24 protein-coding genes are annotated in these 21,465 nt (G+C 68.0%); 10 read left to right on the top strand and 14 right to left on the bottom strand.

Annotated elements, in window-relative coordinates; all coding sequences use genetic code 11:
- The first annotated feature begins 30 nt into the window (after positions 1-30).
- Entirely contained in the window at positions 31-948 is a 918-nt protein-coding gene (locus KTR9_RS04215; RefSeq protein ID WP_014925356.1) for a class I SAM-dependent methyltransferase, read from the top strand.
- On the top strand, positions 945-1,928 hold the full coding sequence (locus KTR9_RS04210) for an NAD(P)/FAD-dependent oxidoreductase (RefSeq protein ID WP_014925355.1): 984 nt from the start codon (positions 945-947) through the stop codon (positions 1,926-1,928). The genes KTR9_RS04215 and KTR9_RS04210 overlap by 4 nt, the downstream gene beginning before the upstream one ends.
- 33 nt (positions 1,929-1,961) lie before the next feature.
- Here the strand turns inward: KTR9_RS04210 and deoC are convergent, their stop codons facing one another.
- Positions 1,962-2,639: a deoxyribose-phosphate aldolase gene (gene deoC / locus KTR9_RS04205; protein WP_014925354.1), complete on the bottom strand. Its 678-nt coding sequence runs from the start codon at positions 2,637-2,639 to the stop codon at positions 1,962-1,964.
- Between the two features lie 27 nt (positions 2,640-2,666).
- Between deoC and purU the strand changes: the two genes are divergently transcribed.
- Positions 2,667-3,569 (top strand): formyltetrahydrofolate deformylase, encoded by a 903-nt coding sequence (gene purU, locus KTR9_RS04200; protein ID WP_014925353.1) that lies wholly within the window; start codon positions 2,667-2,669, stop codon positions 3,567-3,569.
- 511 nt (positions 3,570-4,080) lie between these two features.
- Here purU and KTR9_RS04195 read toward each other — a convergent pair.
- Complete coding sequence (locus tag KTR9_RS04195; protein WP_044505833.1) at positions 4,081-4,260, bottom strand: hypothetical protein; 180 nt, start codon at positions 4,258-4,260, stop codon at positions 4,081-4,083.
- Between the two features lie 178 nt (positions 4,261-4,438).
- Between KTR9_RS04195 and KTR9_RS04190 the strand changes: the two genes are divergently transcribed.
- Entirely contained in the window at positions 4,439-5,062 is a 624-nt protein-coding gene (locus KTR9_RS04190) for a hypothetical protein (RefSeq protein WP_044505832.1), read from the top strand.
- 9 nt (positions 5,063-5,071) lie between these two features.
- On the opposite strand, the gene KTR9_RS04185 is transcribed toward KTR9_RS04190, so the two are convergent.
- The 5 genes from KTR9_RS04185 to KTR9_RS04165 all read right to left on the bottom strand — a co-directional run bounded on the left by KTR9_RS04185 (position 5,072) and on the right by KTR9_RS04165 (position 8,975).
- Positions 5,072-6,253, bottom strand: a complete 1,182-nt coding sequence (locus KTR9_RS04185) for a hypothetical protein (protein ID WP_014925349.1) — start codon at positions 6,251-6,253, stop codon at positions 5,072-5,074.
- The gene (locus tag KTR9_RS04180) at positions 6,250-7,125 is read right to left on the bottom strand and encodes a carbon-nitrogen hydrolase family protein (protein ID WP_014925348.1); all 876 of its coding nucleotides are present in this window, start codon (positions 7,123-7,125) and stop codon (positions 6,250-6,252) included. Before KTR9_RS04180 ends, KTR9_RS04185 begins: the two co-directional genes overlap by 4 nt.
- Positions 7,126-7,139: 14 nt before the next feature.
- On the bottom strand, positions 7,140-7,835 hold the full coding sequence (locus KTR9_RS04175; RefSeq protein WP_148281144.1) for a class I SAM-dependent methyltransferase: 696 nt from the start codon (positions 7,833-7,835) through the stop codon (positions 7,140-7,142).
- A 110-nt stretch (positions 7,836-7,945) separates the two neighbouring features.
- Positions 7,946-8,458, bottom strand: a complete 513-nt coding sequence (locus tag KTR9_RS04170) for a DUF2505 domain-containing protein (protein ID WP_010842799.1) — start codon at positions 8,456-8,458, stop codon at positions 7,946-7,948.
- 10 nt (positions 8,459-8,468) lie between these two features.
- Entirely contained in the window at positions 8,469-8,975 is a 507-nt protein-coding gene (locus tag KTR9_RS04165) for a DUF2505 domain-containing protein (RefSeq protein ID WP_044505829.1), read from the bottom strand.
- Positions 8,976-9,013: 38 nt separating this feature from the next.
- On the opposite strand from KTR9_RS04165, the gene KTR9_RS04160 reads away from it, so the two are divergent.
- Positions 9,014-10,108: a UDP-N-acetylmuramate dehydrogenase gene (locus KTR9_RS04160; RefSeq protein WP_014925345.1), complete on the top strand. Its 1,095-nt coding sequence runs from the start codon at positions 9,014-9,016 to the stop codon at positions 10,106-10,108.
- Between the two features lie 12 nt (positions 10,109-10,120).
- Here KTR9_RS04160 and KTR9_RS04155 read toward each other — a convergent pair whose 3' ends face one another.
- From KTR9_RS04155 to KTR9_RS04130, 6 genes are all read right to left on the bottom strand, one after another.
- A complete protein-coding gene (locus tag KTR9_RS04155; RefSeq protein ID WP_014925344.1) occupies positions 10,121-11,266 on the bottom strand; it encodes an alpha/beta fold hydrolase in 1,146 nt (381 codons plus the stop codon).
- A 27-nt stretch (positions 11,267-11,293) separates the two neighbouring features.
- Positions 11,294-12,157 carry a MerR family transcriptional regulator gene (locus KTR9_RS04150; RefSeq protein WP_014925343.1) on the bottom strand — a complete coding sequence of 288 codons (864 nt, stop codon included), beginning with the start codon at positions 12,155-12,157 and terminating at the stop codon, positions 11,294-11,296.
- A gap of 5 nt (positions 12,158-12,162) precedes the next feature.
- Positions 12,163-12,486 carry a DUF2516 family protein gene (locus KTR9_RS04145; protein ID WP_010842804.1) on the bottom strand — a complete coding sequence of 108 codons (324 nt, stop codon included), beginning with the start codon at positions 12,484-12,486 and terminating at the stop codon, positions 12,163-12,165.
- Between the two features lie 82 nt (positions 12,487-12,568).
- Positions 12,569-13,786 (bottom strand): hypothetical protein, encoded by a 1,218-nt coding sequence (locus KTR9_RS26465; RefSeq protein ID WP_014925341.1) that lies wholly within the window; start codon positions 13,784-13,786, stop codon positions 12,569-12,571.
- A gap of 3 nt (positions 13,787-13,789) precedes the next feature.
- Positions 13,790-14,323 (bottom strand): helix-turn-helix domain-containing protein, encoded by a 534-nt coding sequence (locus KTR9_RS04135; RefSeq protein WP_010842806.1) that lies wholly within the window; start codon positions 14,321-14,323, stop codon positions 13,790-13,792.
- Between the two features lie 165 nt (positions 14,324-14,488).
- The gene (locus KTR9_RS04130; RefSeq protein ID WP_014925340.1) at positions 14,489-15,829 is read right to left on the bottom strand and encodes a DUF445 domain-containing protein; all 1,341 of its coding nucleotides are present in this window, start codon (positions 15,827-15,829) and stop codon (positions 14,489-14,491) included.
- A 41-nt stretch (positions 15,830-15,870) separates the two neighbouring features.
- Here KTR9_RS04130 and KTR9_RS04125 point away from each other — a divergent pair, with 41 nt between their 5' ends.
- Genes KTR9_RS04125 through KTR9_RS04115 form a run of 3 tightly spaced genes read left to right on the top strand, consistent with a single transcriptional unit; the run spans position 15,871 to position 18,364 of the window.
- Positions 15,871-16,683, top strand: coding sequence for a TetR/AcrR family transcriptional regulator (locus KTR9_RS04125; RefSeq protein ID WP_010842808.1), 813 nt, complete (start codon positions 15,871-15,873; stop codon positions 16,681-16,683).
- Positions 16,683-17,516: an SDR family NAD(P)-dependent oxidoreductase gene (locus KTR9_RS04120; protein WP_014925338.1), complete on the top strand. Its 834-nt coding sequence runs from the start codon at positions 16,683-16,685 to the stop codon at positions 17,514-17,516. The genes KTR9_RS04125 and KTR9_RS04120 overlap by 1 nt, the downstream gene beginning before the upstream one ends.
- Positions 17,513-18,364, top strand: a complete 852-nt coding sequence (locus KTR9_RS04115) for a PPK2 family polyphosphate kinase (protein WP_014925337.1) — start codon at positions 17,513-17,515, stop codon at positions 18,362-18,364. The genes KTR9_RS04120 and KTR9_RS04115 overlap by 4 nt, the downstream gene beginning before the upstream one ends.
- A 100-nt stretch (positions 18,365-18,464) precedes the next feature.
- Here the strand turns inward: KTR9_RS04115 and KTR9_RS04110 are convergent, their stop codons facing one another.
- Positions 18,465-19,658, bottom strand: a complete 1,194-nt coding sequence (locus KTR9_RS04110; protein ID WP_014925336.1) for a benzoate/H(+) symporter BenE family transporter — start codon at positions 19,656-19,658, stop codon at positions 18,465-18,467.
- A gap of 70 nt (positions 19,659-19,728) precedes the next feature.
- On the opposite strand from KTR9_RS04110, the gene KTR9_RS04105 reads away from it, so the two are divergent.
- A complete protein-coding gene (locus tag KTR9_RS04105; protein ID WP_014925335.1) occupies positions 19,729-20,253 on the top strand; it encodes a helix-turn-helix domain-containing protein in 525 nt (174 codons plus the stop codon).
- Positions 20,254-20,400: 147 nt separating this feature from the next.
- Entirely contained in the window at positions 20,401-21,339 is a 939-nt protein-coding gene (locus tag KTR9_RS04100) for a hypothetical protein (RefSeq protein ID WP_014925334.1), read from the top strand.
- Positions 21,340-21,465: the final 126 nt, after the last annotated feature.

Genomic DNA, 21,465 nt, shown 5'->3' with positions numbered 1-21,465 from the left:
ATCGGGGCATGACGCCGCTACCGTGAAGACATGACCAGCACCCACCATCACCACCCGGTCGGCGACCGTCACGCGCACGCGGGCCACGCCGGCGATCACATCCACGACCACGCCGACCACGCCCGGCTCGCCGCAGTCCTCGACCTCGACGCCGAACTCATGGCCGATTACCTGGACGACGCAGCGCGCCTGATCGAGGAGTCGTCGACACACGCGCCCGCGCGCATCGCCGATCTGGGCGCCGGCACCGGGACCGGCACCGAGGCGCTCGCGCGCCACTTCCCGCAGGCGCAGATCATCGCCGTCGACGGTTCGCCCGACATGGTCGCGCTCGTCGAACGTCGTGCGCGAGCGGGCGGTTTCGCCGATCGGGTGACCGCCGTCGTCGCCGATCTCGACGACGGGCTACCGCCCCTCGGGTCACCGGACGTCGTCTGGGCGGCCATGTCGCTGCACCACGTCGCCGAACCGCAACGCCTGTTACGGGAGGCCGCGACCACGCTCGCCCCGGACGGGATCGTCGTGATCACCGAGATGGCGGGCGTCCCGCGCTTCCTTCCCGCCCACGAGGACGCCGAGCTGCGGGCCCTGCAGGAGCGGTGCGAGACCGCGGCGACCGAAGCCGGGTGGGAGGCGCTCGTGGACTGGACCGACGCGTTCGACGCCGCCGGGTACGACGTGCTCCGTGTCGAGACCCTCCGGGTCGAGCGCAACGATCCCGGTCAGTCGGTGGCGCGGTACGCACGGCACTGGTTCACCCAGTTCCGGCTGCGCTTGGCCGAGACCCTCGACCCCGCCGACCTGACCCGCCTCGATGACCTGACCGCCGATTCCGACTCCGACGCACAGCGTCGCCTCGACGACCTGACCCTGTCCGCCGGGCGGCTCCTCTGGATCGCCCGCCCGCGCACCACCGCAATCCCCACTCCCGAGAGCGAGCAACGATGACCACCCCCGTCACAACCGGAAAGAATTCCACCACAAGCGGATACGACGTCGCCATCGTGGGCGGCGGAGCTGCCGGCCTCAGTGCCGCGACGATCCTGGCGCGGTCCTTGCGCAAGGTCGTGGTCATCGACGCGGGGCAACCGCGCAATGCACCCGCCGCCGGAGCGCACAACGTGCTGGGGCAAGACGGGACCTCGCCCCTCGACCTGCTCGCCCGCGGGCGCGCGGAGGCGACCGGGTACGGGGCCGAGATCCGGTCGGACACCGTCGTCGACGCCGCCGGCGCCATCGACGACTTCACGCTGCGTCTCTCCTCGGGCGAGGTCGTCGCGGCGCGCCACCTCATCCTGGCGACCGGGCTGGTCGACGAACTCCCCGACCTCCCCGGGGTCGCCGAACTGTGGGGTCACGACGTGCTGCACTGTCCGTACTGCCACGGCTACGAGGTGCGCGGGACCCGTATCGTCCAGATCGCGACGAGCCCGATGTCGGCGCATCAGGCGCTCATGTTCCGCCAGCTCAGCGAGCATGTCACGGTGATCGCGCATGACCCTGCCGCCTTGTCGGCGGACGATCGTGAGCATCTCGCGGCCACCGGCATCGACGTCGTGGACGCCCGCGTCGAACGCGTCCGGACGCGGGAGCGGGACGGGGCGACCCGCCTCGACGGCGTCCAACTGACCGATGGCACCGTGGTCGAGGCCGACGCGGTGGTCGTCTCACCGAGGTTCATGGTCCGCGGTGAACTGTACGAGCGCCTCGGTGGCAGCCTCGTCGACGGCCCGATGGGCATGGGCGGCGTGGTCGGGACCGGCCCGATGGGTGAGACCGAGCTGCCGGGCGTGTGGGCGGTCGGCAACACCACCACGATGAATGCGATGGTGACCGTGGCCATGGGTGAGGGCGTCTCCGCCGGTGCCGCGGTCAACGCCGGACTGGTGATGGCCGACCTCCACGCCAAGGCCTCCGCCCCGGCGTGACGGACGACCACCGTGCCGGGCGTCGTCGGCCGCCTATTCGGGGAAACCGTCGAGTACGGCGGCCGACGCGGACAGACCGAGCCGGGTCGCACCGGCCGCGATGAGCTCGGCGGCGAATGCGGCGGTCCGGATTCCGCCACTCGCCTTCACCCCCATGCGATCGCTCACCGCGGCCCGCATCAGTTGCACCGCCTCGACGCTCGCACCGCCCGCCGGATGGAACCCGGTCGACGTCTTCACCATCGACGCACCGGCCCGTTCGGCGCGGCGGCACACCTCGGTGACGGTCTCCGGTCCGGCGAGTTCCAACAGCGCAGCCGATTCGATGATCACCTTCAGGAGGGTGTCGTCCCCGACGGCCTCACGGACGGTGAGGACGTCGGCGAACACCTCGTCGAACCGACCGTCGACGGCCGCCCCGACATCGATCACCATGTCGACCTCGTCCGCACCGGAGTCGACGGCCAGACGCGCCTCGGCCGCCTTGACCAGCGAATGGTGCTTTCCCGACGGGAACCCGGCCACGACGCAGGTCCGCAGTTCCCCGGTGTCGATCGGGAGCATCGACGGGGACAGGCAGACGGCGAACACCCCGAGCCGCGCGGCATCGGCGACCGTGGCCTCCGCGTCGGCGCGGGTCGCCTCCGGCTTCAGCAACGTGTGGTCGATGATGGCGGCGACGTCGCCGCGGCGCAGGTCCTTGTTCGTCACACCGACGAGCTTGGCACACTGACTGTCGTGGCCCCCGGACAGACGACCCAGACCCAGGCAGATCAGACCGAGCACCGCTATGTGCTGACGCTCGGCTGCCCCGACCGCACCGGCATCGTGGCCCGGATCTCGACCTTCCTCACCGACGTCGGCGGCTGGATCACCGAGGCTGCCTACCACTCCGACGAGGAGACCGGCTGGTTCTTCACCCGTCAGGCGATTCGCGCGGATTCGGTGTCGTCGACCGCGGAGCAACTGCGCGCGCGCTTCGCCTCGGAGGTCGCCGCCGAACTCGGGCCCGAGACCGACTGGCACCTCACCGATTCGCGGGAGACCAAGTCCGTGGTCCTGCTGGTGAGCAAGGAGAGCCATTGCCTCATCGACCTTCTCGGCCGTGCTCACCGAGGCGAACTCCCGGCAGCGATCCGGGCCGTCGTCGGCAACCATCGCGAATTGGAGGACCTGGCCACCCGTTTCGGCGTCCCGTTCCACCACGTGCCGTTCGGGGGCGAACGCAAGGCCGAGGCCTTTGCCGAAGTGGGCCGGATCGTCGAGGGCTACGAACCCGACGCAGTCGTGCTGGCGCGCTTCATGCAGATCCTGCCGCCGCAGTTGTGTGATGCCTGGGCCGGCCGCGCCCTCAACATCCACCACAGCTTCCTGCCCAGCTTCATCGGCGCCCGGCCCTACCATCAGGCCTTCGCGCGCGGGGTGAAGCTGATCGGTGCCACCTGCCATTACGTCACCGCCGACCTCGACGCCGGCCCCATCATCGAACAAGACGTCATCCGCGTCGACCACAGCGACTCGGTCGCCGACATGGTCCGCCAGGGCCGCGACATCGAGACCCTGGTGCTCAGCCGCGGCCTGCGGTGGCACCTCGAGGATCGTGTTCTGGTCCACGGACGCAAGACCGTCGTCTTCACCTGAGTTCCCCGACACAGCGAACCGCCCCGCGACGCGAGTCGCGGGGCGGTTCCAAGTATGTTCCGGGCACTCAGGTAGTGGGCTCTTCCTCGCCGCCGAGCGAACCGGTGAGCACGTTGCCGAGGATCTCCTCGATAGCGCCGGAGATGCCACCCTCGATTACGTCAGCCATGTCTACTCCCTTCGTCATCGGTGAGATTGTTCGTTGATCACCGTCCGCTCTCACCCGTGCGTCGGCTCGAATCCGACGTTACATATTCATTTCGAGAATGTCTGCCCCTCATCGTGATCTCATCACTCGTAAACGGATGAATCGGGCGGGGAATATCTCGAATTACCAGCTGAGAGGGTACGGCAGCGGATTTGGAATCAGAATAAATCGAAACATCGAATTCAGAGAATGCAGCGATAATGCAACGTCGAACGACGTGTCGTCCGACTTGAATGGACCCAAAAAGAGTTCAGCGGCTGGTGCCGCCGCGCGTCACCAACCGCTGAACCGGAATTCGTCTGCTCAGGTCCCGGAATCGCTTCCGTCGAGCGAACCGCCGCCGATCGAACCCGCGTCGCCGAGCCCGCCGATGATCGCCTCGACCGCACCTCCGATCGCACCCGCGAGACCGCCCTCGACTATGCCTGCCATATCCGCCTCCTCGATGATGGTGAGATGTCCGGTGTCGGTCGCGCGTCTCACCTGGTCACACGACTCGGGTGCGACGTTACAGACCCATCACGGAATCGTCCTGCGATATGAATAATTCTTGGTTTGAATTCTCGAATGAGGATCTAAACAACGCGTGAATCTCGCGCCACCGACCGCAGAGTTCTCCCGACTGGATACATTCGCGGGAATTTCATGGTGGCATGGACCAATGGTCAGCATTCACGCGACCGGGATCAGATCACGGTCATTGACGGCCGCCGACCGCCCGCTCGCACTCAACCTTCTCGCGGCGGGAATGCAGGAGGTCCCGGTCTATCGATGGCTATTGGGCGACGATGCCCCGGCCGAGGCATTCCGGTGGTACGGCGACATTCTCTTCACCGACCATCTGCCGGGCACCCGGGGAATGTTCACGCATGCCGGAGAAATGACCGCTCTCCTCGCGGTCGCCGGCCCCGATCACCGGACGCAACCGGTCGATGACGAACTGGCGGCCCGTTCACGGCATTTCGTCATCGCCCTCGACGGATTCATCACACGATTTCGAGAACTCCAGCAGAAATCCCGCGCCCGCTCTGTCGACGGCGCACACAGCATCGTCTTCGCGCTGGTCCACCCGGACCATCGCAGGCACGGCACACTCGGAGCACTGCTCGACCCGGTTCTGCAGCAGGCTCTCGACGCCGGCTCGCCGGTCACCGCCAGTACGGCCGACGAGCACATGATCGAGGTGTATGCGCGCAGATGGGGTGGGCGGGTCTACGACGAGTTCACCCTCACCGACGGTCCGACGGTCTGGTTCCTGAAGGTCGACCCGCCGGAGACGGTCTAGGTCCGCCGGTCAGACCGAGCAGCCGCCCGACTGTCCCTGCGACGACGTGCCGGTCATCTCACTCGTCAGCTGCACGTCCGAGCCGCTGATCCCGAACTCGAGCCCGGTGTCGGTGACCTTCAGCGAGTCGACCTGCACCTCGTCGAAGAACGGGCCGAGCGACGACGTCGTGATCTGGTCGACGATCTGCTGCGCGAAGTCCGGCGGGATGCCGAAGACCAGGGCGCTGGCCTTCACGACCTCGAAATCGACCCGGCCGTCGTTCAGGACCGGCTTGATAGTCGCCGACACCGGCACCTGGAAGACCATGACCGGGAAGGCGGCCTGCACCTCGAAGGTGCCATCGGCCGCATTGCCGGTGATCTGCTCGACCGCGCCGACACCACCCGTTCCGGTGCCGGTGCTCTGCCCGGCGCCCGCGGCCTGCTCCTTGCTCAGTTCGACGATCCGCTCGTAGGGGATGAAGCCCGTCCCGTTGAGGCTGCGGATGTCGGTGGAGTTCTCGGTGCCGGAGATGCCGTCGGCGCGCATGTGCAGACGGACGCCCCCGGCACTGTCATCGGTGTCGACCTGGACGAACGGGATGTCGCCGCTGCCCTGCAGGATGATCGGCTTGCGGCTCAGCGAGACCTCGGTCGGCACGCCGGTGAGTCCGCTGAAGGACTCTTCGAGACAGTCGGTGACCTTGTTGCGCAGGTACAGCTCGCTTCCGACCGCGCCGATGACGACCAGCAGCAGCACCCCGACGAGGCTGAAGGCCACGATCTTGCCGGTGCTCCGCTTCTTGCGCGGCGAGGTGAGGACCGGGCCGCTGCCGCTGGGGTCGGCAGACCCCGGGGGAATCGGTCCCGACGCGGTGCCGGGGGGCCCGTACGGGTCCTCCCCGGGCGGGAACTGAGACGTCGGCGGCTTGGTGCCGCCGAGGCCCGACGTGTCCCCGTCCGACGGGGGGATGGCGGAGTAGGCCTGCGCACCCGGGACGATCGGTTCGGTCGCGAACTGTTCGGTCGCCGGGGGCTCGCCGTGCCCCGCGCCGGGCACCGGCCGCCATTCGCCGCCCTGTCCGGCCGGGGCCGGCTGACCGCTCGCTGGATCGGGATGGGTGGACTCACCGGCACGCGGATCGGGCGTGCCGGTCTCGTCTGGATCCCCGGGTGAGGAATCGGGGCGGGGCCTGTTGCTGTCGCTCATGGGTTCCGTCCTGGGTCGTCTGACTCGCGGAGCCGCGCGTGGGCCGGCGTCACGTCGTTGTCCGTTCCACCGCCGACCGGCAGGAGCCGCTCGTTGGCGAGGACTGCCAGTTGTGTACGGGCCTTCTCGACCAGTGCTAGGTCGAGGTCGTGCACGTCCACCCGGATGCTATCCGGATACGCGGCGACCAACGTACCGAATGGGTCTGTGATTTGGCTGTGTCCGATTCCGGTGGGCGCACTCGACGACGCGGTGTCCTCATCGATGGGAAACGCCTGGTCGACGGCCACCACGAAGGTCGTCGAATCCAGCGCCCGGGCCGAGGAGAGCACCTCCCACTGGCGCAGCTTGCCCGGACCGGCGCCCCACGACGTGGGCACCACGATCACCTGGGCGCCCAGCCGTGCGAGATGGGTGAACAGCGCCGGGAACCGAATGTCGTAGCAGGTGGCGACGCCGACGGTGACGTCTCCGACCTGGAACGTCAGCGGCTGACAACCCGGCGCGACGTTCTTCGACTCGGTGAAACCGAATGCGTCGTAGAGGTGGATCTTGTGGTACCCGAGACGCGTTCCGTCGGGATGCGCGACGACGACGGTGTTGCGGACGCGGCCGTCACCGGACGGGGTGAACATCCCGGCCACCACCGTGACTCCGGACGCCGCGGCGACCTCGGACACCCCGCGCGCCCACGGACCGTCGAGGTCCTCGGCGACCGGCTTCAGCGGCACCCCGAAGCGGCACATCGTGGCCTCGGGGAACACGACGAGTTCGGCGCCGCGCGACGCCGCGTCCTCGGTGGCCGAACGCACCGTCGCCAGGTTGGCACCCGGGTCGTCGGTCGAACTGATCTGGGCCATCGCCACACGCATAGCGGCCAGACTATCTACCGGGGCGCGACTTCCTCCCACGGAACCGTCAGGACGTTGTCCGACAGGCGGCGCCGCGGCACCTCGCAATCGATCCCGCGCTCGCGCAGCAGACCGAGCGCTCGACGCCACCGCGTGCGCGGACCGTACGGCGCCAGCGGTGCGGCGACGTCCCAGCACTGATCGGCCAGGGTCAGCAGGGAGTTGATCCGCTCACCCGGGACGTTGTGGTGGATCAGCGCCTTGGGCAGCCGCGCGGCCAGATCCGACGGACGGTCCGAATGCTCCGGCGCCCAGCTGAGGGTCAGGCTCACCGGACCATCGGCGTCGAGCAGTACCCAGCTGCACCGTCGGCCGATCTCGTCACACGTGCCCTCGACGATGACACCGCCCGGTGCGAGCGCGGAGCGCATCCGCGCCCACGCGTCGTCGACCTCGTTCTCGTCGTACTGCCGCAAGACGTTGAACGCGCGCACCACGTGCGGGCGCAGGCCCCCCAACTCGAATCCGCCGACCGCGAACCGGACACCCGCGCGTGGCTCGACGACACGTTCGGGGTCGATCTCGAGTCCGACCATCTCCAGCTGCGGAGCCACCCGACGCAGGCGCACGGCCATCTCGACGGTCGTGTCCGGACGCGCACCATAACCGAGATCGACGACCAGGGGACGCGGGGTGTCCAGCGCCGACCGCACCAGCGGCGAGTGGGCCATCCATCGGTCCACGCGACGGAGCCGGTTGATGTTCGTCGTGCCCCGGGTGACGCGTCCCTGTGGTCTGGGAGTTCGGTGTGGTCTGGGTGTTCGGCCGAGACCGGGCCTGCTCACAAGTTCTTGTCGACCCAGTCCTTGGCGTACTCGGCCTCGGCACGGAAAAGGTCGACGAGGTTGATCAGGATCATCTGCTCGAGCTTGCCGTTGACGAACGGGACGAAGACCTTCGCCTCACTGGTCCGGCGGATCGTGCAGCCGCCGTTGTCGGTCGGGAACAGCTCCTGCCAGCCGTTGAGGCTGCCCGGACCGGCCGGGATCGACGCGTTGTACGTGCCCTTGGTGTTGTCCGGGTCGAACGGACCCAGGGTCTCCTCGCGGGTGATGACCATGTCCTTCTTCATCACCGTCTGGGCGAGCGCGGGCAGCTGATCTCGCCCGATGGTCTGCTTGAGGACCACCCGGATACCCGTCTCGTCGGAGACGAAGGAGTCGACCTCGCAGTGTGGGGAGATCATCTGGAAGCCTGCCATCATGTCGTCCCAGTACTGCTTGATGCTCTGGGCCTGGTAGAGCTTCTCCGCGGACTGTGCGTACCGCGCGGAGTAGCTGAGCCGTCGTGCCATGCAGACCAGGCTACGTCAGCGGATTTTCGCTCTCCCACTCGACGGTGTGTCCGCGCTCCGCGTCGAGCAGCGCCGACAGCTCGCTGACCACCGCCTTCTCGATCTTCCCGCCGAACAGCGGGAGGTTCACCGACACCTCGGCCTTGTTGTCGGTGGTCGCCGGATCACCGGTCGTCAGCGTCGTCCCGGTGACGTCGACCGGCACCGGCGCTCCGTCGACCGTCGCATGCGTCTCGCCCTCGATACGGTCGCCGACCAGGCGATAGGTGTTCTTGCGCGGAATCCGCAGGTCGCCCGGCATCACCTTGGTGACCGCGGAGGGCAGCTTGTCCGCGGGGATGCCCTGCTGGATCTCCACCGTCACCGTGTCCCCGGCAATGGTCACCTTCTCGACGTGACCGTGTCCGGAGTTCATGCGCTCGACGAGGTCGTGCCAGTACTTCTCGGTGGTGTAGATCGCCCACAGGCGCGCGGTGGAAAAGGGATAGGACACCGTGTGCTGCAGCTTGCTCGCCATGATGAGAACGCTACCGCTCGCCGGTTAACGTTGAGGACGTGACCGACACGCAGGCGCCGCTGAGCGCGCCCCTCGCCGAGCTGACCACCCTGCGTCTGGGCGGCCCGGCGCGCGAGATCCTCCGGTGCGAGGACACCCGCACCATCGTGGAGACCATCCTCGACCTCGACGAACGCTCCGAGCCGGTCCTCGTGGTCGGTGGCGGCTCGAACCTCGTCATCGGCGACGCCGGGTTCGACGGGACCGCGGTCGTGCTCGCGAGCGGTCGCATCGAGTTCGGCTCCGGCCGCGAATCGGGCCGCGCGCACGTCGTCGCCGACGCCGGGGTGGGCTGGGACGAACTGGTCGCCGCGACGATCGACGCGGGCCACGGCGGACTGGAGTGCCTGTCCGGAATCCCCGGCGCCGCAGGAGCGACCCCGGTACAGAACGTCGGCGCCTACGGCGTCGAGGTGGCCGACATCCTGCGGTCCGTTCAGGTTCTGGACCGACGCTCCGGCAACCTGCGGTGGGTCTCCCCCGCCGAGCTGGGCCTGGGCTATCGAACCAGCAATCTCAAGCACCGCCACGACTTCGTGGTGGTCGCGGTGTCGTTCTGGCTCAACGAGAATCGCGCGAGCCAGCCGATCCGCTACCGCGAACTCGCCACCCGCGTGGGCGTCGAACCGGACGACCGCGTCGATGCGGCCGCGGTCCGCTCGGCCGTCCTCGAACTGCGCGCGGGCAAAGGCATGGTGCTAAACCCGGCCGACTTCGACACCTGGAGTGCCGGTTCGTTTTTCACGAACCCGATCGTGCCCGGCGAGGACACCCCGGCGGTACTCGAACGGATCGCGGCGCGCGTCGGCGACGATGTCGCGATCCCGACCTATCCCGCGGGTTCCGACGACACCGATCCGGCGGTCAAACTGTCGGCGGGGTGGCTGATCGAACGCGCCGGGTTCCACCGCGGATACCCGGGCCCGGACGCCGCGGTCCGATTGTCGACCAAACACACTCTGGCACTGACCAATCGGGGCACGGCGACCACCACGCAGCTCCTCGACCTGGCGCGCGAGGTGCGCGACGGGGTCGCCGAGGCGTTCGGGGTGACGCTGCGCCCGGAGCCGGTCCTGGTCAACTGCAGTCTCTGACCCGGTAATTCGTCAGACCGACTGAACGTCCTTGCGCTCCTCGGTGTCCCGGCTGCTCTCGGCGACGACGTCGTCGAGGAGGTCGTTGAACCGTTCGGCGGCTTCGATGCTCGACATGTGCCCGACGCCCTCGTAGACCACGAGCTCGCGCAGAGATCCGTTGCGCCGCAGCACGTCTGCCATCTGCTCGGCATGCAGTCGTGGGGTGAGGCGATCCTCCGTGCCGACGACGACGGTGGTGGGCACCGACAGTGCTGCCAGTCCGGCGGTGACGTCGAGTTTTCCCATCGCCGATCCCCAGCCGGCGCGGGCGCGCGGTGGGCACGCCCCGATCATCTCGTCCACGAACTCGACGTGCGCACGGCGGGCGTTCGGCCCCAGCGCGATGTAATGCGAGAAGCGCACGCCGTATGACGTCTTCGGAATGGGCACCGGGACCGAGGTGATCATCTTCGCGGCCGCCGGCGCGAACGGCTTGGCGTAGACCGGCAGGTCGACCGGGATGAGCAGGTGGTTGTCCATGACCGCCTTTGCCGCGGTCGACACCAGCACCACCGACGACACCCGTGATCCGACCTTCTCGGGATTCTGGGCGGCCCACGACATGATGGTCATCCCGCCCATGCTGTGGCCCACCAGAATCGCGCGACGGTCGTCGGGCACCGCGGCCTCGAGCACCGCGTCGAGATCCTCGCCGAGCATCGCGATGGTCGGTCGGCGACGACCACGCTCGCTGCGGCCGTGACCGCGCTGGTCGTAGGTGACGACCCGCCGGGAGCCGCCTTCCGACGCGGCGAGGTGATTGATCTGCGGGTACCAGTAGGCGGTGTTGCAGGTCCAGCCGTGGACCATCACGATGACGTCACCGGTGTCGTTCGAGGCCGGGTCGTCCGAGTCCCCGTAGACCTCGACATTGAGCCGCGTCCCGTCGGCGGGCCGGACCTCGAGGCGCTTCGGCGGGTTGTCGGGCCGGGTCAGGAGGTCATCCGGGCCGTCGTCGACGGCGACGTCGGCGTGTAGGGCTTCTCGCGCGAGCCGCGTGAAGATGGTCCCGATCCCAACCGCGACCGCGCCCGCTCCGATCGCGGTGGCGACACCGCCGGCACTGGCCAATGACTTCGTGTTCACGCGGCACTCCTCACCTGGGAAGGACCTCATCGGTCCTCTGCGAGGCACCGAATTCGGTCAGCGCCCCGTCTCGGGATTCAATGTACCAATGTCCGTTGTCTCATAGTCCGGCTGTGCCGGCTCCGGGTGCTCGTCGTCGGACCCACCCGTATCGAACTCATCCGCGTCGGACTCACTCGTGTCGGACACGATCGGGGCGGGCACCTCGGCGTCGAAGTAGGTCGCCGCCTCCCCGATGGCCTTGGAGATCTGCTCGTCGAGCGCCTTGCGGAAGGTGGTCTCGACGATCTCGTGGGCGATGGGCCGGACGGTCTGGATCAGGTCGGCCATCTCGCTGACCCCGGCCTCCCCCAGGTCGGGGAGGTTCTCGTCGAAGTACTTGTCGGTGATGATCGAGACGAAGCTGGTGGCGACGTCCTCCAGATCTTCCTGGACGCGTACCCACCGGTCGAGCAGGACGTCGATGTCGACTCCGCTCTTGACCAGGATCTCGGCACCCTCGAGCAGCTCCGGGTTGCGGATGGCGTAGTGCGCACCGTCCTTCGCCAGCAGCCCGAGCTTCTGACTGAGGGCGATCGACCGGTCGCTGGCGTTCAGCGTCTTGCGCAGCTCGGTGATGGTGATCGTCGCGGCGCGCTTGAAGTTGCGGAACCGCCCGCCCTTCGGCGTGCCGCGGAGGATCTGCTCGACCCGCATGCCGTGATGTGCCGCGTGCAGGAGCTCACTGATGGTGGCGAAGGTGTAGCCGCGCTCGAGCATGCGCGAGATGAGGTTCAGCCGGACGAGGTGCTGGTCGGAGTACCAACCGGCGCGACCGCGGATGGTGGGAGGCGGAAGCAGTCCGCGGTCCTGATAGACCCGGATGTTGCGAACGCTGACCCCGGACGCCTCCGCCAGGTCGTTGATCCGATATTCCGCCACGTGAGTCAGGCCCTTTTGCTGAACCAGGACTTGCCCTGGACGTCGTCGACTCGTTTGCGCACGTCGACGAGGTAGACGAGCATCGCGACCACGCCGATGATGCCCAGGAAGTTCACCGCCCCGAAGAACCAGATGAACAGGGTCGCGGCGGCGAGGATCGACACCCAGATGACCTTGGTCTGCCGGTCCACCGCCGGGAAGGCGTCGGGCCGTTGGATGGCCGCATGGATCAGCGCGACGGTCGAGGCGATTCCCGCGACCAGCGTCAGGGTCAACATGATCAGACTCTGGCCGTATGCCAATACGCTGAAGAAGTCCACGTCGAACACTGTAGTCGCGCGAGTCCGGTTTGCTGCGACACCCTACGACGCGGAGCGGTCAGCCCGCCCGTCGACCGTCACCCGGAGCGGGTCAGTCGGCGCCGGGCGAAGCCTTCTTCGCGGGGGCCTTCTTGGCCGGGGTCTTCTTCGCCGCGGTCTTCGTCGCAGTCTTCTTTGCCGCAGTCGTCGTTGCCGGGGTCTTCTTCGCCGGGGCCTTCTTGGCCGCGGCCTTCTCGGCCGGGGCTTTCTCGGCCGCCGTTGCCTTCTTTGCCGGGGCCTTGGTGGCTCCCGCGGCCTTCTTGGCTCCCGCCGTCTTCTTGGTGGCGGCCCGTTCGGCCGCACCTCGGACGGCAGCGGCCTTCTTGGTGGCGGCCTTGGCAGGCGCCTTCTTCGCGGGTGCCTTCTTCGCAGCAGCCTTCTTCGCGGGTGCCTTCTTCGCGGCCTTCTCGGGTGCGGCCTTCTCGGGTGCCGCCTTCTGGGGTGCCGTCTTCCGGGGCGCCGACTTCGATGCAGGCTGGGTCGTGGCCGGCGGCTCGGGAGCCGAGTCCACCGCCGCCGTGTCGACGGCCGCCTTGTTCTGCTCGACCTTCGCCGCGGCCTCCGGCGAGAGGACGTCGGGTACACCCGGCCCCGACTTGCCGGACCGCGCGATGCTCGTTGCGGACTCGGCGTCGCCGCCATCGGTGCGGTTGGCGAGCTTCAGAGCGCGTTCGCCGACCGCCCGTGTCTGCCCGGAGATGGTCCCCAGCGCGTCTTCGGTGAGACCGACGGCGTCGTTGTACACCTTCTCGAGCTTCGGGAGATTCTCACCGACGAGGGGTTGCGCCTTGAGCTTCTCCACGGCCTCGTCGCGTCGTTCCGACAGGGCGGTCAACAGTCCCGCGGCCACCGCCAGGTACGCCTCGGCAACCTTGCGCAGTTCCTCCGGCGAGAAACGCGCCCGCAAGTCCTCGATCTCCGCCGGCAACTCGACCGGTAACGCCGACAGCTTGGTCCGCGCCTCCTCGAACAGGGCCAGCGCCGTCGCGAGCGCCTCGTCGATCCGTGCCTGCGCGTCGTCCTTCGACCCGGTCAGCCGCGCCTCGAGCTTCGACTGTGTGGAGCCCACGGTCTCGACGAGCTTCGACTGTGTCGAACCGACGGTCTCGGCAAGCCTCGACTGGGCGTCGGCGACCTTCGCCTGAGTGGAACCGACCGTCTCGACGAGCTTCGATTGCGCCTGCTCGCTCGCGGCCTCGCCGCGCTCGCGCACGTCTGCGAGCAGAGCAGCCACCTGCCCCACGGCTGTGGTCAACGGGTTCTCGCTCATCAACTACTCCTTGCCGGTCGACTCGATCGTGTTCTCTTTACGGAATGACTCATAGATCTCCAGCAACATCTGCTTCTGGCGTTCGTTGATGGAGTCATCTGCGATCAGAGCATCGCGGACCGGGCTCGCGGGGCGTTCTTCGAGAATCCCCGCCCGGACATACAGGACCTCCGCGGAGACCCGCAGACCCTTGGCGATCTGAGCGAGCACATCCGCCGACGGTTTCCGCAATCCGCGCTCGATCTGACTGAGGTACGGATTGCTCACTCCCGCCCGCTCGGCGAGCTGGCGTAGCGAGACCTTGCCGGCGACCCGCTGGGACCGGATGAAGGCACCGATGTCCTGGGCCGCGTTGGCCACGGCCTCCACCGCCTCGACCGCGATCGGGGTCGTCCCGTCGGTGTCGTCCTCCTCGGCTCCCGAGCCGGGACCGTCTGCGGTGGTGGGTGATTCGACCGCGCCGCCGGAGCTCGTGCCCGCGTCTGCGACCGAGGCGTCGTCCGCGTCGAGAGACGCTTCGTCCTTCTCGGGCTGCATCAACGCTCCGTTCTCCTGGACCTGCTCCGGTGTCGTCGGTCGGGGCGTTCGGCGATGTGTCCGACTTTCGGCCCGTTCCCCAGTATCAACACGACTGCTAACCCGTGCAAGCACACAGCAAACTGTCCGGCACCGCCACCGGGGGCGGTTCCGCCGAGCCCGACGTCACGAGAAGATCAGCACCGATGTGGAGTAGATGACGAGCCCGGCCAGTGCACCGACGACGGTGCCGTTGATGCGGATGAACTGCAGGTCCCGGCCGACCTGGAGCTCGATCTTGCGGCTGGTGTCGTCGGCATCCCAGCCACGCACGGTCTCGGTGATGACCGAGATGATCTCCTGCGAGTAGTTCGCGGCGACGTGATGTGCGACCCTCGCGACCCAGCCGTTCATCTTCTCCTGCAGCGGACGGTCGTCGCGGATTCGCTCCGCGAGTTGGATGATCGAGTCCGACAACGTGTTCCGCAGGGTGCTGTTCGGGTCCGACAGCATCTCCTCGATCACGGCCTTGCCGGTCTGCCACGCCGTCGACGCCGCGCCGGTCACCTCGTCGCGTCCCACCAGTTCGAGCTTGAGAGCCTCGAACTTGGCGATCATGTCGGGATCGTTCTGCAGGTCGTCGGCGAACTTCTCCACGAATTCGTGCATGGCGCGCCGCAATTCGTGATCGGGGTCCACCCGGACCTTGTAGGTGAAATCGACGAGTTCGCGATAGATCCGGTCGCCCACCAGGTTGTTGACGAACTTCGGCGTCCACTGGGGCCCGTCCCGGTCCACCACCCGGTCGACGAGGTCCTGACTGCCGACCGCCCACTCGTGGGCACGGTCACACAGAAGCTGGAACACGGGCTCCAGACGGTCCTCGGCGATGAGCTGTTCGAGGATGCGTCCGGTGGGGGGCGCCCACTGCGGTTCGGCCGCCCACTTCAGCGCGGCCTGGATGAGCTGTTCGACGTCCTCGTCGCGCAGCATCTCGGCGGCGAGCTTGATCGCGCGCGCGGCTTCGCCGCTCACCCGCGGAGCGTTGCGCGGGTCCGCCACCCACGTCGACAGTCGGCGCGGGAGGTCGAGTTGTTCGGCGCGGTAGACCACGACGTCGGGCGTCATGAAGTTCTCTTCGATGAAGCCGCCCAGCTGATCGCCGATGTCGTCCTTCTTCTTGCGGATCAGCGCGGTGTGCGGGATCGGGATGCCCAGCGGGTGGCGGAACAGCGCGGTCACCGCGAACCAGTCGGCCAGCGCACCCACCATCCCGGCTTCCGAGGCCGCGCGAACGTATCCGACCCATGCCGCGACGTCGGCGCCGTCGCGATGCTCGAGGTATCGGGTGAACAGATACACGATCGCCGCGAAGACCAGGAAGCCCGTGGCCACCGCTTTCATCTTGCGTAGGTCCTTGCGCCTGCTCTCGTCCCCGGCGCTGTTCTCGCCGAATCCGGGAGAGGACGCCTTGGCCGGCGGACCCTCGTGCTGACCGGCTACTCCCGGGATGACTGTCGATGCCATGGAACCAGTGTCACCCATCGAGCGACTACGCTGGCTGCGTGATGGCCAACCGCCCGAATCCCGCCGCAGCCGCGCGCGCAGCAGTGGCGGCCGCGGCCAACGTGACGCGCGGGCTGGAACAGGTCCTGACCACGGTCACCGAGTCGGTCGCCGAGACCGGCGCCAAACCGGACGGCCGCAAACAGCGCTGGGAGAAACACAAGCTCGCGCGACGCACCGAACTCACCGACGGCGTCATCGCCGCGGTGCGTGAGCTGGGCGCCGACGTCGGCATGGACGAGATCGCCGCGCACATCGGCGTCTCCAAGACCGTGCTGTACCGCTACTTCGCGGACAAGAGCGACCTCGGCGTCGCGACGACGGTGCGCTTCTTCGAGACGACGATCTACCCGCGGCTGACCGAGGCGATCGCCGACGATCTCGACGAGTACACGCTCACCCACACCATCATCGGGGTGTATGTGCACGCCGTCGACGACGAACCCAACCTGTACCGATTCGCGCTGGCCAGTTCGCCCACGTCGTCGCCCGCGCCCGCCGACTCGGTGCGCCTGGTCACCCAGCTGGTCATGGGCAGCATCCAGATGCGGATGGCCGAACGCGGGGCCGACACCACCGGCGCCGAGCTGTGGTCCCATGCCCTCGTCGGCGGCATCCAGCACGTCGTCGACTGGTGGATGACCAATCGCACCCTCAGTGCCGACGAAGTGGTGGATTATCTGACCATGATGGTCTGGAGCGCAGTCGTTGGTGTGTGGCAGGTCAACGGATCGCGGGAGAAGTTCCTCGCGGCGCCGCCCGCACTGTTCGATCCCCCGCCCATCGATCCCGCCGCCGGCACCCCGACCGTCTGATGACCCGCGTCGCTCTCGTGACCGGCGGCAGTCGCGGCGTCGGCTACGGAATCGCTCGCGCACTCGTCGACGAGGGGTGGACGACGTACGTCACCTCGCGGAAGGGAACCGGGCCCGACGGAGCCCGCGCGCTGCCCTGCGATCACACCGACGACGCCGCGGTCGCCGCGGTGTTCGACGAGATCACCACCGACGCAGGCCGACTCGATCTCCTCGTCAACAACGCGTGGGCGGCACCGAAGGGCTTCGGGGGATTCTCCGAACCGTTCTGGAAGAGACCGGTCGACGACTGGGACACCCTGATCGGCGTCGGACTGCGAGCACACTACGTCGCCTCGGTGCATGCGGGGAGGATCATGACCGAGGCCGGCGGCGGGCTCATCGTGAACATCTCGTCGTTCGGCTCGCGCGGTCATCTGCATTCGGTCCTGTACGGGATGAGCAAGACCGGTCTGGACAAGATGGCCGCCGACATGGCGGTCGAACTACGGGGAACCGGCGTCAGCGCGATCTCGTTGTGGCTCGGCCTGATCCGCACCGACCTACTGCTGTCGCTCGGCCTCGACGAGTTCGCCGGCTTCTCGCTCGCGCGCGCCGAGGATCCCGAGTTCGTCGGCCGGGTCATCGCCCGGCTCGCCGCCGATCCCGGACTCCCCGAGCTCAGCGGACACAGCCTCGTCACCGCCGAACTCGGTGCGGCATACGGGATCGTGAACAACGACGGCACGCCGCCGGATTCCCATCGCGCCGCCTTCGGCGGTGGACCGCTGTTCCCGCCGCCGGCCGAACCCGTGTCCGAGCCCGAATCCGAATCCGAGAGGACGCCGTCATGAGCACCGGTTGGTCCACGCCCGCCGTCGAAGCCCTGCGCGCCAGGACGATCGGCCCGATCGCGTCCTTCGACCCCGAGACGACGCCCGGTTTCGACGACGACAAGGCGGCCGGCACAGAGCTTCTCGCGCAGCGCGGAGAGGTACTCGCCGACCTGCAGGAGTTGCTGTACGCGAACGGACGCGCCGGCGATCATCGCTCGGTGCTGCTCGTGCTGCAGGGGATGGACACGGCCGGCAAGGGCGGCATCGTGCGTCACGTCGGCGGCATGATGGACCCGCAGGGCCTGTCGATCAGGGGATTCGGCAAGCCCACGAAAGAGGAACTCCAGCACGACTTCTTGTGGCGTATCCACCGCGCCCTCCCGCCCGCGGGCCGGATCGGGATCTTCGACCGGTCCCATTACGAGGACGTCCTCCCGGTCCGCGTGCACAACCTGGTTCCGCAGTCGGAGTGGGAGAAGCGCTACGACCTGATCAACCAGTTCGAGTCCGAGCTCGTCGCCGGCGGGACCACCGTTCTCAAGTGCTGTCTCGTGGTGTCCAAGGATGAGCAGAAGCGCCGTCTCGCCCAACGCCTCGACCGACCCGACAAATATTGGAAGTACAACCCCGGCGACGTCGACGAACGCGGTCACTGGGATGCCTACCTCGATGCGTATCAGGCGGTCTTCGACCTCACCGACCGCGACTCCGCACCGTGGTTCGTCATCCCGTCGAACCGCAAATGGTTCGCGCGTCTCTCGGTGTGCGAACTGCTCATCGATGCGCTCACACGTCTCGATCTCGATTGGCCACCGGCCGATTTCGACGTCGAGGCCGAGAAGAAGCGACTCGCTGCCGCCGACTGAATCTCTGCTCCCTGAGGTGCGAGGAGCGATGGCCGCCGGGCCGAGCAAGCGACGGAGGAGCGCGTCGAGGTCGACGAGCCTCGAAGGGTCTCAACACCCTTCAGCGACGGGGCCCAACGCGCCGCCCGAGCACCCCGTGCGCCACCAGCCCGACGACGAGTGCCCAGAAGGCTCCGCCGATCCCGGCGAAAGTGACGCCCGCCGCAGCGGTCACGAAGGTCAGCGCCGCCGGCATGCGAAACTCCGCCTTCTCGAACGCCCCCAGGACCGACGCCACGAACGTGGTCAACAGCGCAAGTCCCGCAACCGCTTCGAGCAGTCCATCCGGCGCGATCGCCGTGATGACCACCAGCGCACCCGACAGCACCGCGAGTACGAGGCTCGTCGAACCCGTGGCCACGCCGGCGATCCACCGCCGCGTCCGGTCGGCGCCCGCCTCGGGTCCGGCAGCCAGCGCCGCGGACAGAGCGGCGAGATTGATCGCGTGCCCACCGAACGGCGCGCCGAGCACGGTTCCCGCCCCGGTCACGAACATCGCCGGGCGCCACGGCGTCTCGTATCCGAAGGACTTGAGGACGGCCACACCCGGAACGTTCTGTGAGGCCATGGTCACGATGTAGAGCGGGACCGCGAGCCCGACGATCGCGGTGGCGTCGAAAGCGGGTGTGGTCCAGGTCAGCTGCGGCCACCACGACTCCCCGGCCCAACCACCGTAGCCGTCGAGGACGAGGTTCACGCCGATCACGATCAGCGCGGTGACCAGTGCCAGCGGCAGTGCCCATCGCGGAAGCCACCGCATCGCCAGCAACCAGACGACGAGGATCGGAATGGTCGACCACGGTTGCGCCGACAGTGAGGTCATCGGCGCGAGGCAGAGGGTGAGCAGCACCCCGGCGAGCATCGCCTGGGCGATCGGCGTGGGGATCCGGCTGATCAGTTCGCCGAGCGCCGGCACCAGGCCGGTCGCCAGGATCAGCAGCCCGACGACCAGGAACGCCCCGACCGCTGCCGGCCACCCGGCGTCGTAGGACGCACCCGCCGACACGAGAAGTGCCGCTCCCGGGGTGGACCACGCCAGCGTCACCGGCCGGCGCGTGCGCAGCGAGAGCAGGATCGACCCGAGGCCGAACAAAACCGTCAGGACGAGCAGACCCGACGCGGCCTGTGCCGGACTGGCACCCACCGATCGCAACCCGGTGACCACCACGACGAAGGAGGAGGTGAACCCCACCAGCGAGGTGACGACTCCGGCGATGATCGGCTCGCTGCGAGTAGACGGCACGGCACTGGTCATGTCGCGAGCATAACGGTATCGTTCCGTAAACAGAACACTCCGACGACCCGAGAGGACAGGGACTGCGACGATGTCGGACGGCGAGGACCGACGACGCTCGGTCGGCACCCGGATCACCACCCTGCGCAACCGCCGCGGCCTGTCCCTGTCCGCCCTGGCCCGCGAAGCCGGCATCGGCAAGGGCTCGCTGTCCGAACTCGAAGCAGGACAGCGAAATCCGACTCTGGACACTCTCTACGCGGTGGCCGGTCCGCTCGGCGTCCCGCTGACCGCCCTGCTCGGCGAGGACACGGGCGTGGAGGGCGCGAGTCCGCACCTCGCGGCGCGGCTGCTCCATGTCGAGCACCATGACGACGGATCGGTCACCGAGGTGTTCTGGCTCCGCGTGACCCCGGGCGGAACCAGGCAGTCGCCCGCACACGGCCCCGGCGTCGTCGAGCACGTGCATGTGGTCAGCGGCCACCTTCGTGCCGGGCGCGCCGGCGAGGAACACACGGCCGGACCGGGCGAATCCCTCCAGTGGCTCTCCGACGCCACCCACACCTACCGCAGCGACGACGGCGCGCTCGCGGTCCTGACCATCCGGTCACCCTGACACCCTGACCCGCGCCGTCGAATCCCGCTCCCGCGGTGCTGCTTCCGTCCCGCTGATGAGATCCGATCAGCGGGACGGAAGCGGGACCGCGGGAAGGTTGGGGAAAACCCGATGGAGCCGAAACCCCCTCCGCTGCGTCGAATAGAGATGACCAGCTACCCACTGGACCGCTACGGTCTGATCCGTCGCGGCGCCGCACTCGATGCGGCTTTCTCCGACAATCTGCTTGCTGCAGCGGTGTCCGCCGGCGACCTGATCCGCCTCATCCCCGGCGTCTTCGTCCCGGCATCCGACGACTTCGCCGGGCACGAAGGCGATCAGGAGTTGCACCGCCTCAAGTCTGTTGCGATCGCCACGTCACATCCCGCGAGCGCACCGCAGCTGCCGCTGAGTCACGTCTCGGCCGCCGCGGTGCTCGGCATTCCACTGCTGAAGCCCTACACCGAACGCGTTCACGTCACCAACGGCAAGAGGGCCGGCGGATTCATCGCGACGCATCGTCACGTTCACGCCGCCGCCCTGACAGAGGACGAGCTCGCCGTCGTCGACGGAATACTAGTCACCAGAATCGAGCGAACCGCCGTAGATGTGGCAGCCGGGGGCGACTTCGCACAAGCGCTAACCGCCTTCGACCAGGCACTTCGTGCAGGCGCCGATCGTGAGCTCATGTGGCGCATCCTCACCTCTCGTCGTAGGCAGGGCGGCAGAGTGGCTCGGCGTGCGCTGGCACTGGCTGATGGGGCGGCCGAGAGCGTCGGCGAATCGTGGAGTCGTGCGCAGATGATCGAGGCCGGCCTGCCTGCTCCGGGGCTGCAACACGAGTTCTGCGGGCGGAGCGGCGTCTACCGTGTCGACTTCGACTGGCAGGCGAAGCTCGTCGGGGAGTTCGACGGCATGGTGAAGCACGGCCGCCTGCGCAAAGTGGGCAAGACCGTGACCGACGTGGTGCTGCAGGAGAAGCTGCGCGAGGACGAGATCCGCGCGCTGGGCCCCGTCGTCGTGCGCTGGACCTGGTCGATGCTCGAGGACGGGTCCTTCATCGGCCTGCTTCGGCCATGGCTGGAGAAGTTCGAATTGACGAGCTGAGTCCCGCGGCCACACTTCCCTCCCGCTGATCAGATCCGATCAGCGCGACGGAAACAGGGCCGCGGGACGGAAAACCGGCTGCGGAAACGGCACTTACCCCACACACGACAACGCCCCCGCCGGAGC

Source organism: Gordonia sp. KTR9, assembly GCF_000143885.2.
Classification (GTDB): domain Bacteria; phylum Actinomycetota; class Actinomycetes; order Mycobacteriales; family Mycobacteriaceae; genus Gordonia.
Note: the sequence above shows the minus strand (reverse complement) of the source record. Positions and strands in the feature narration are given on the sequence as shown.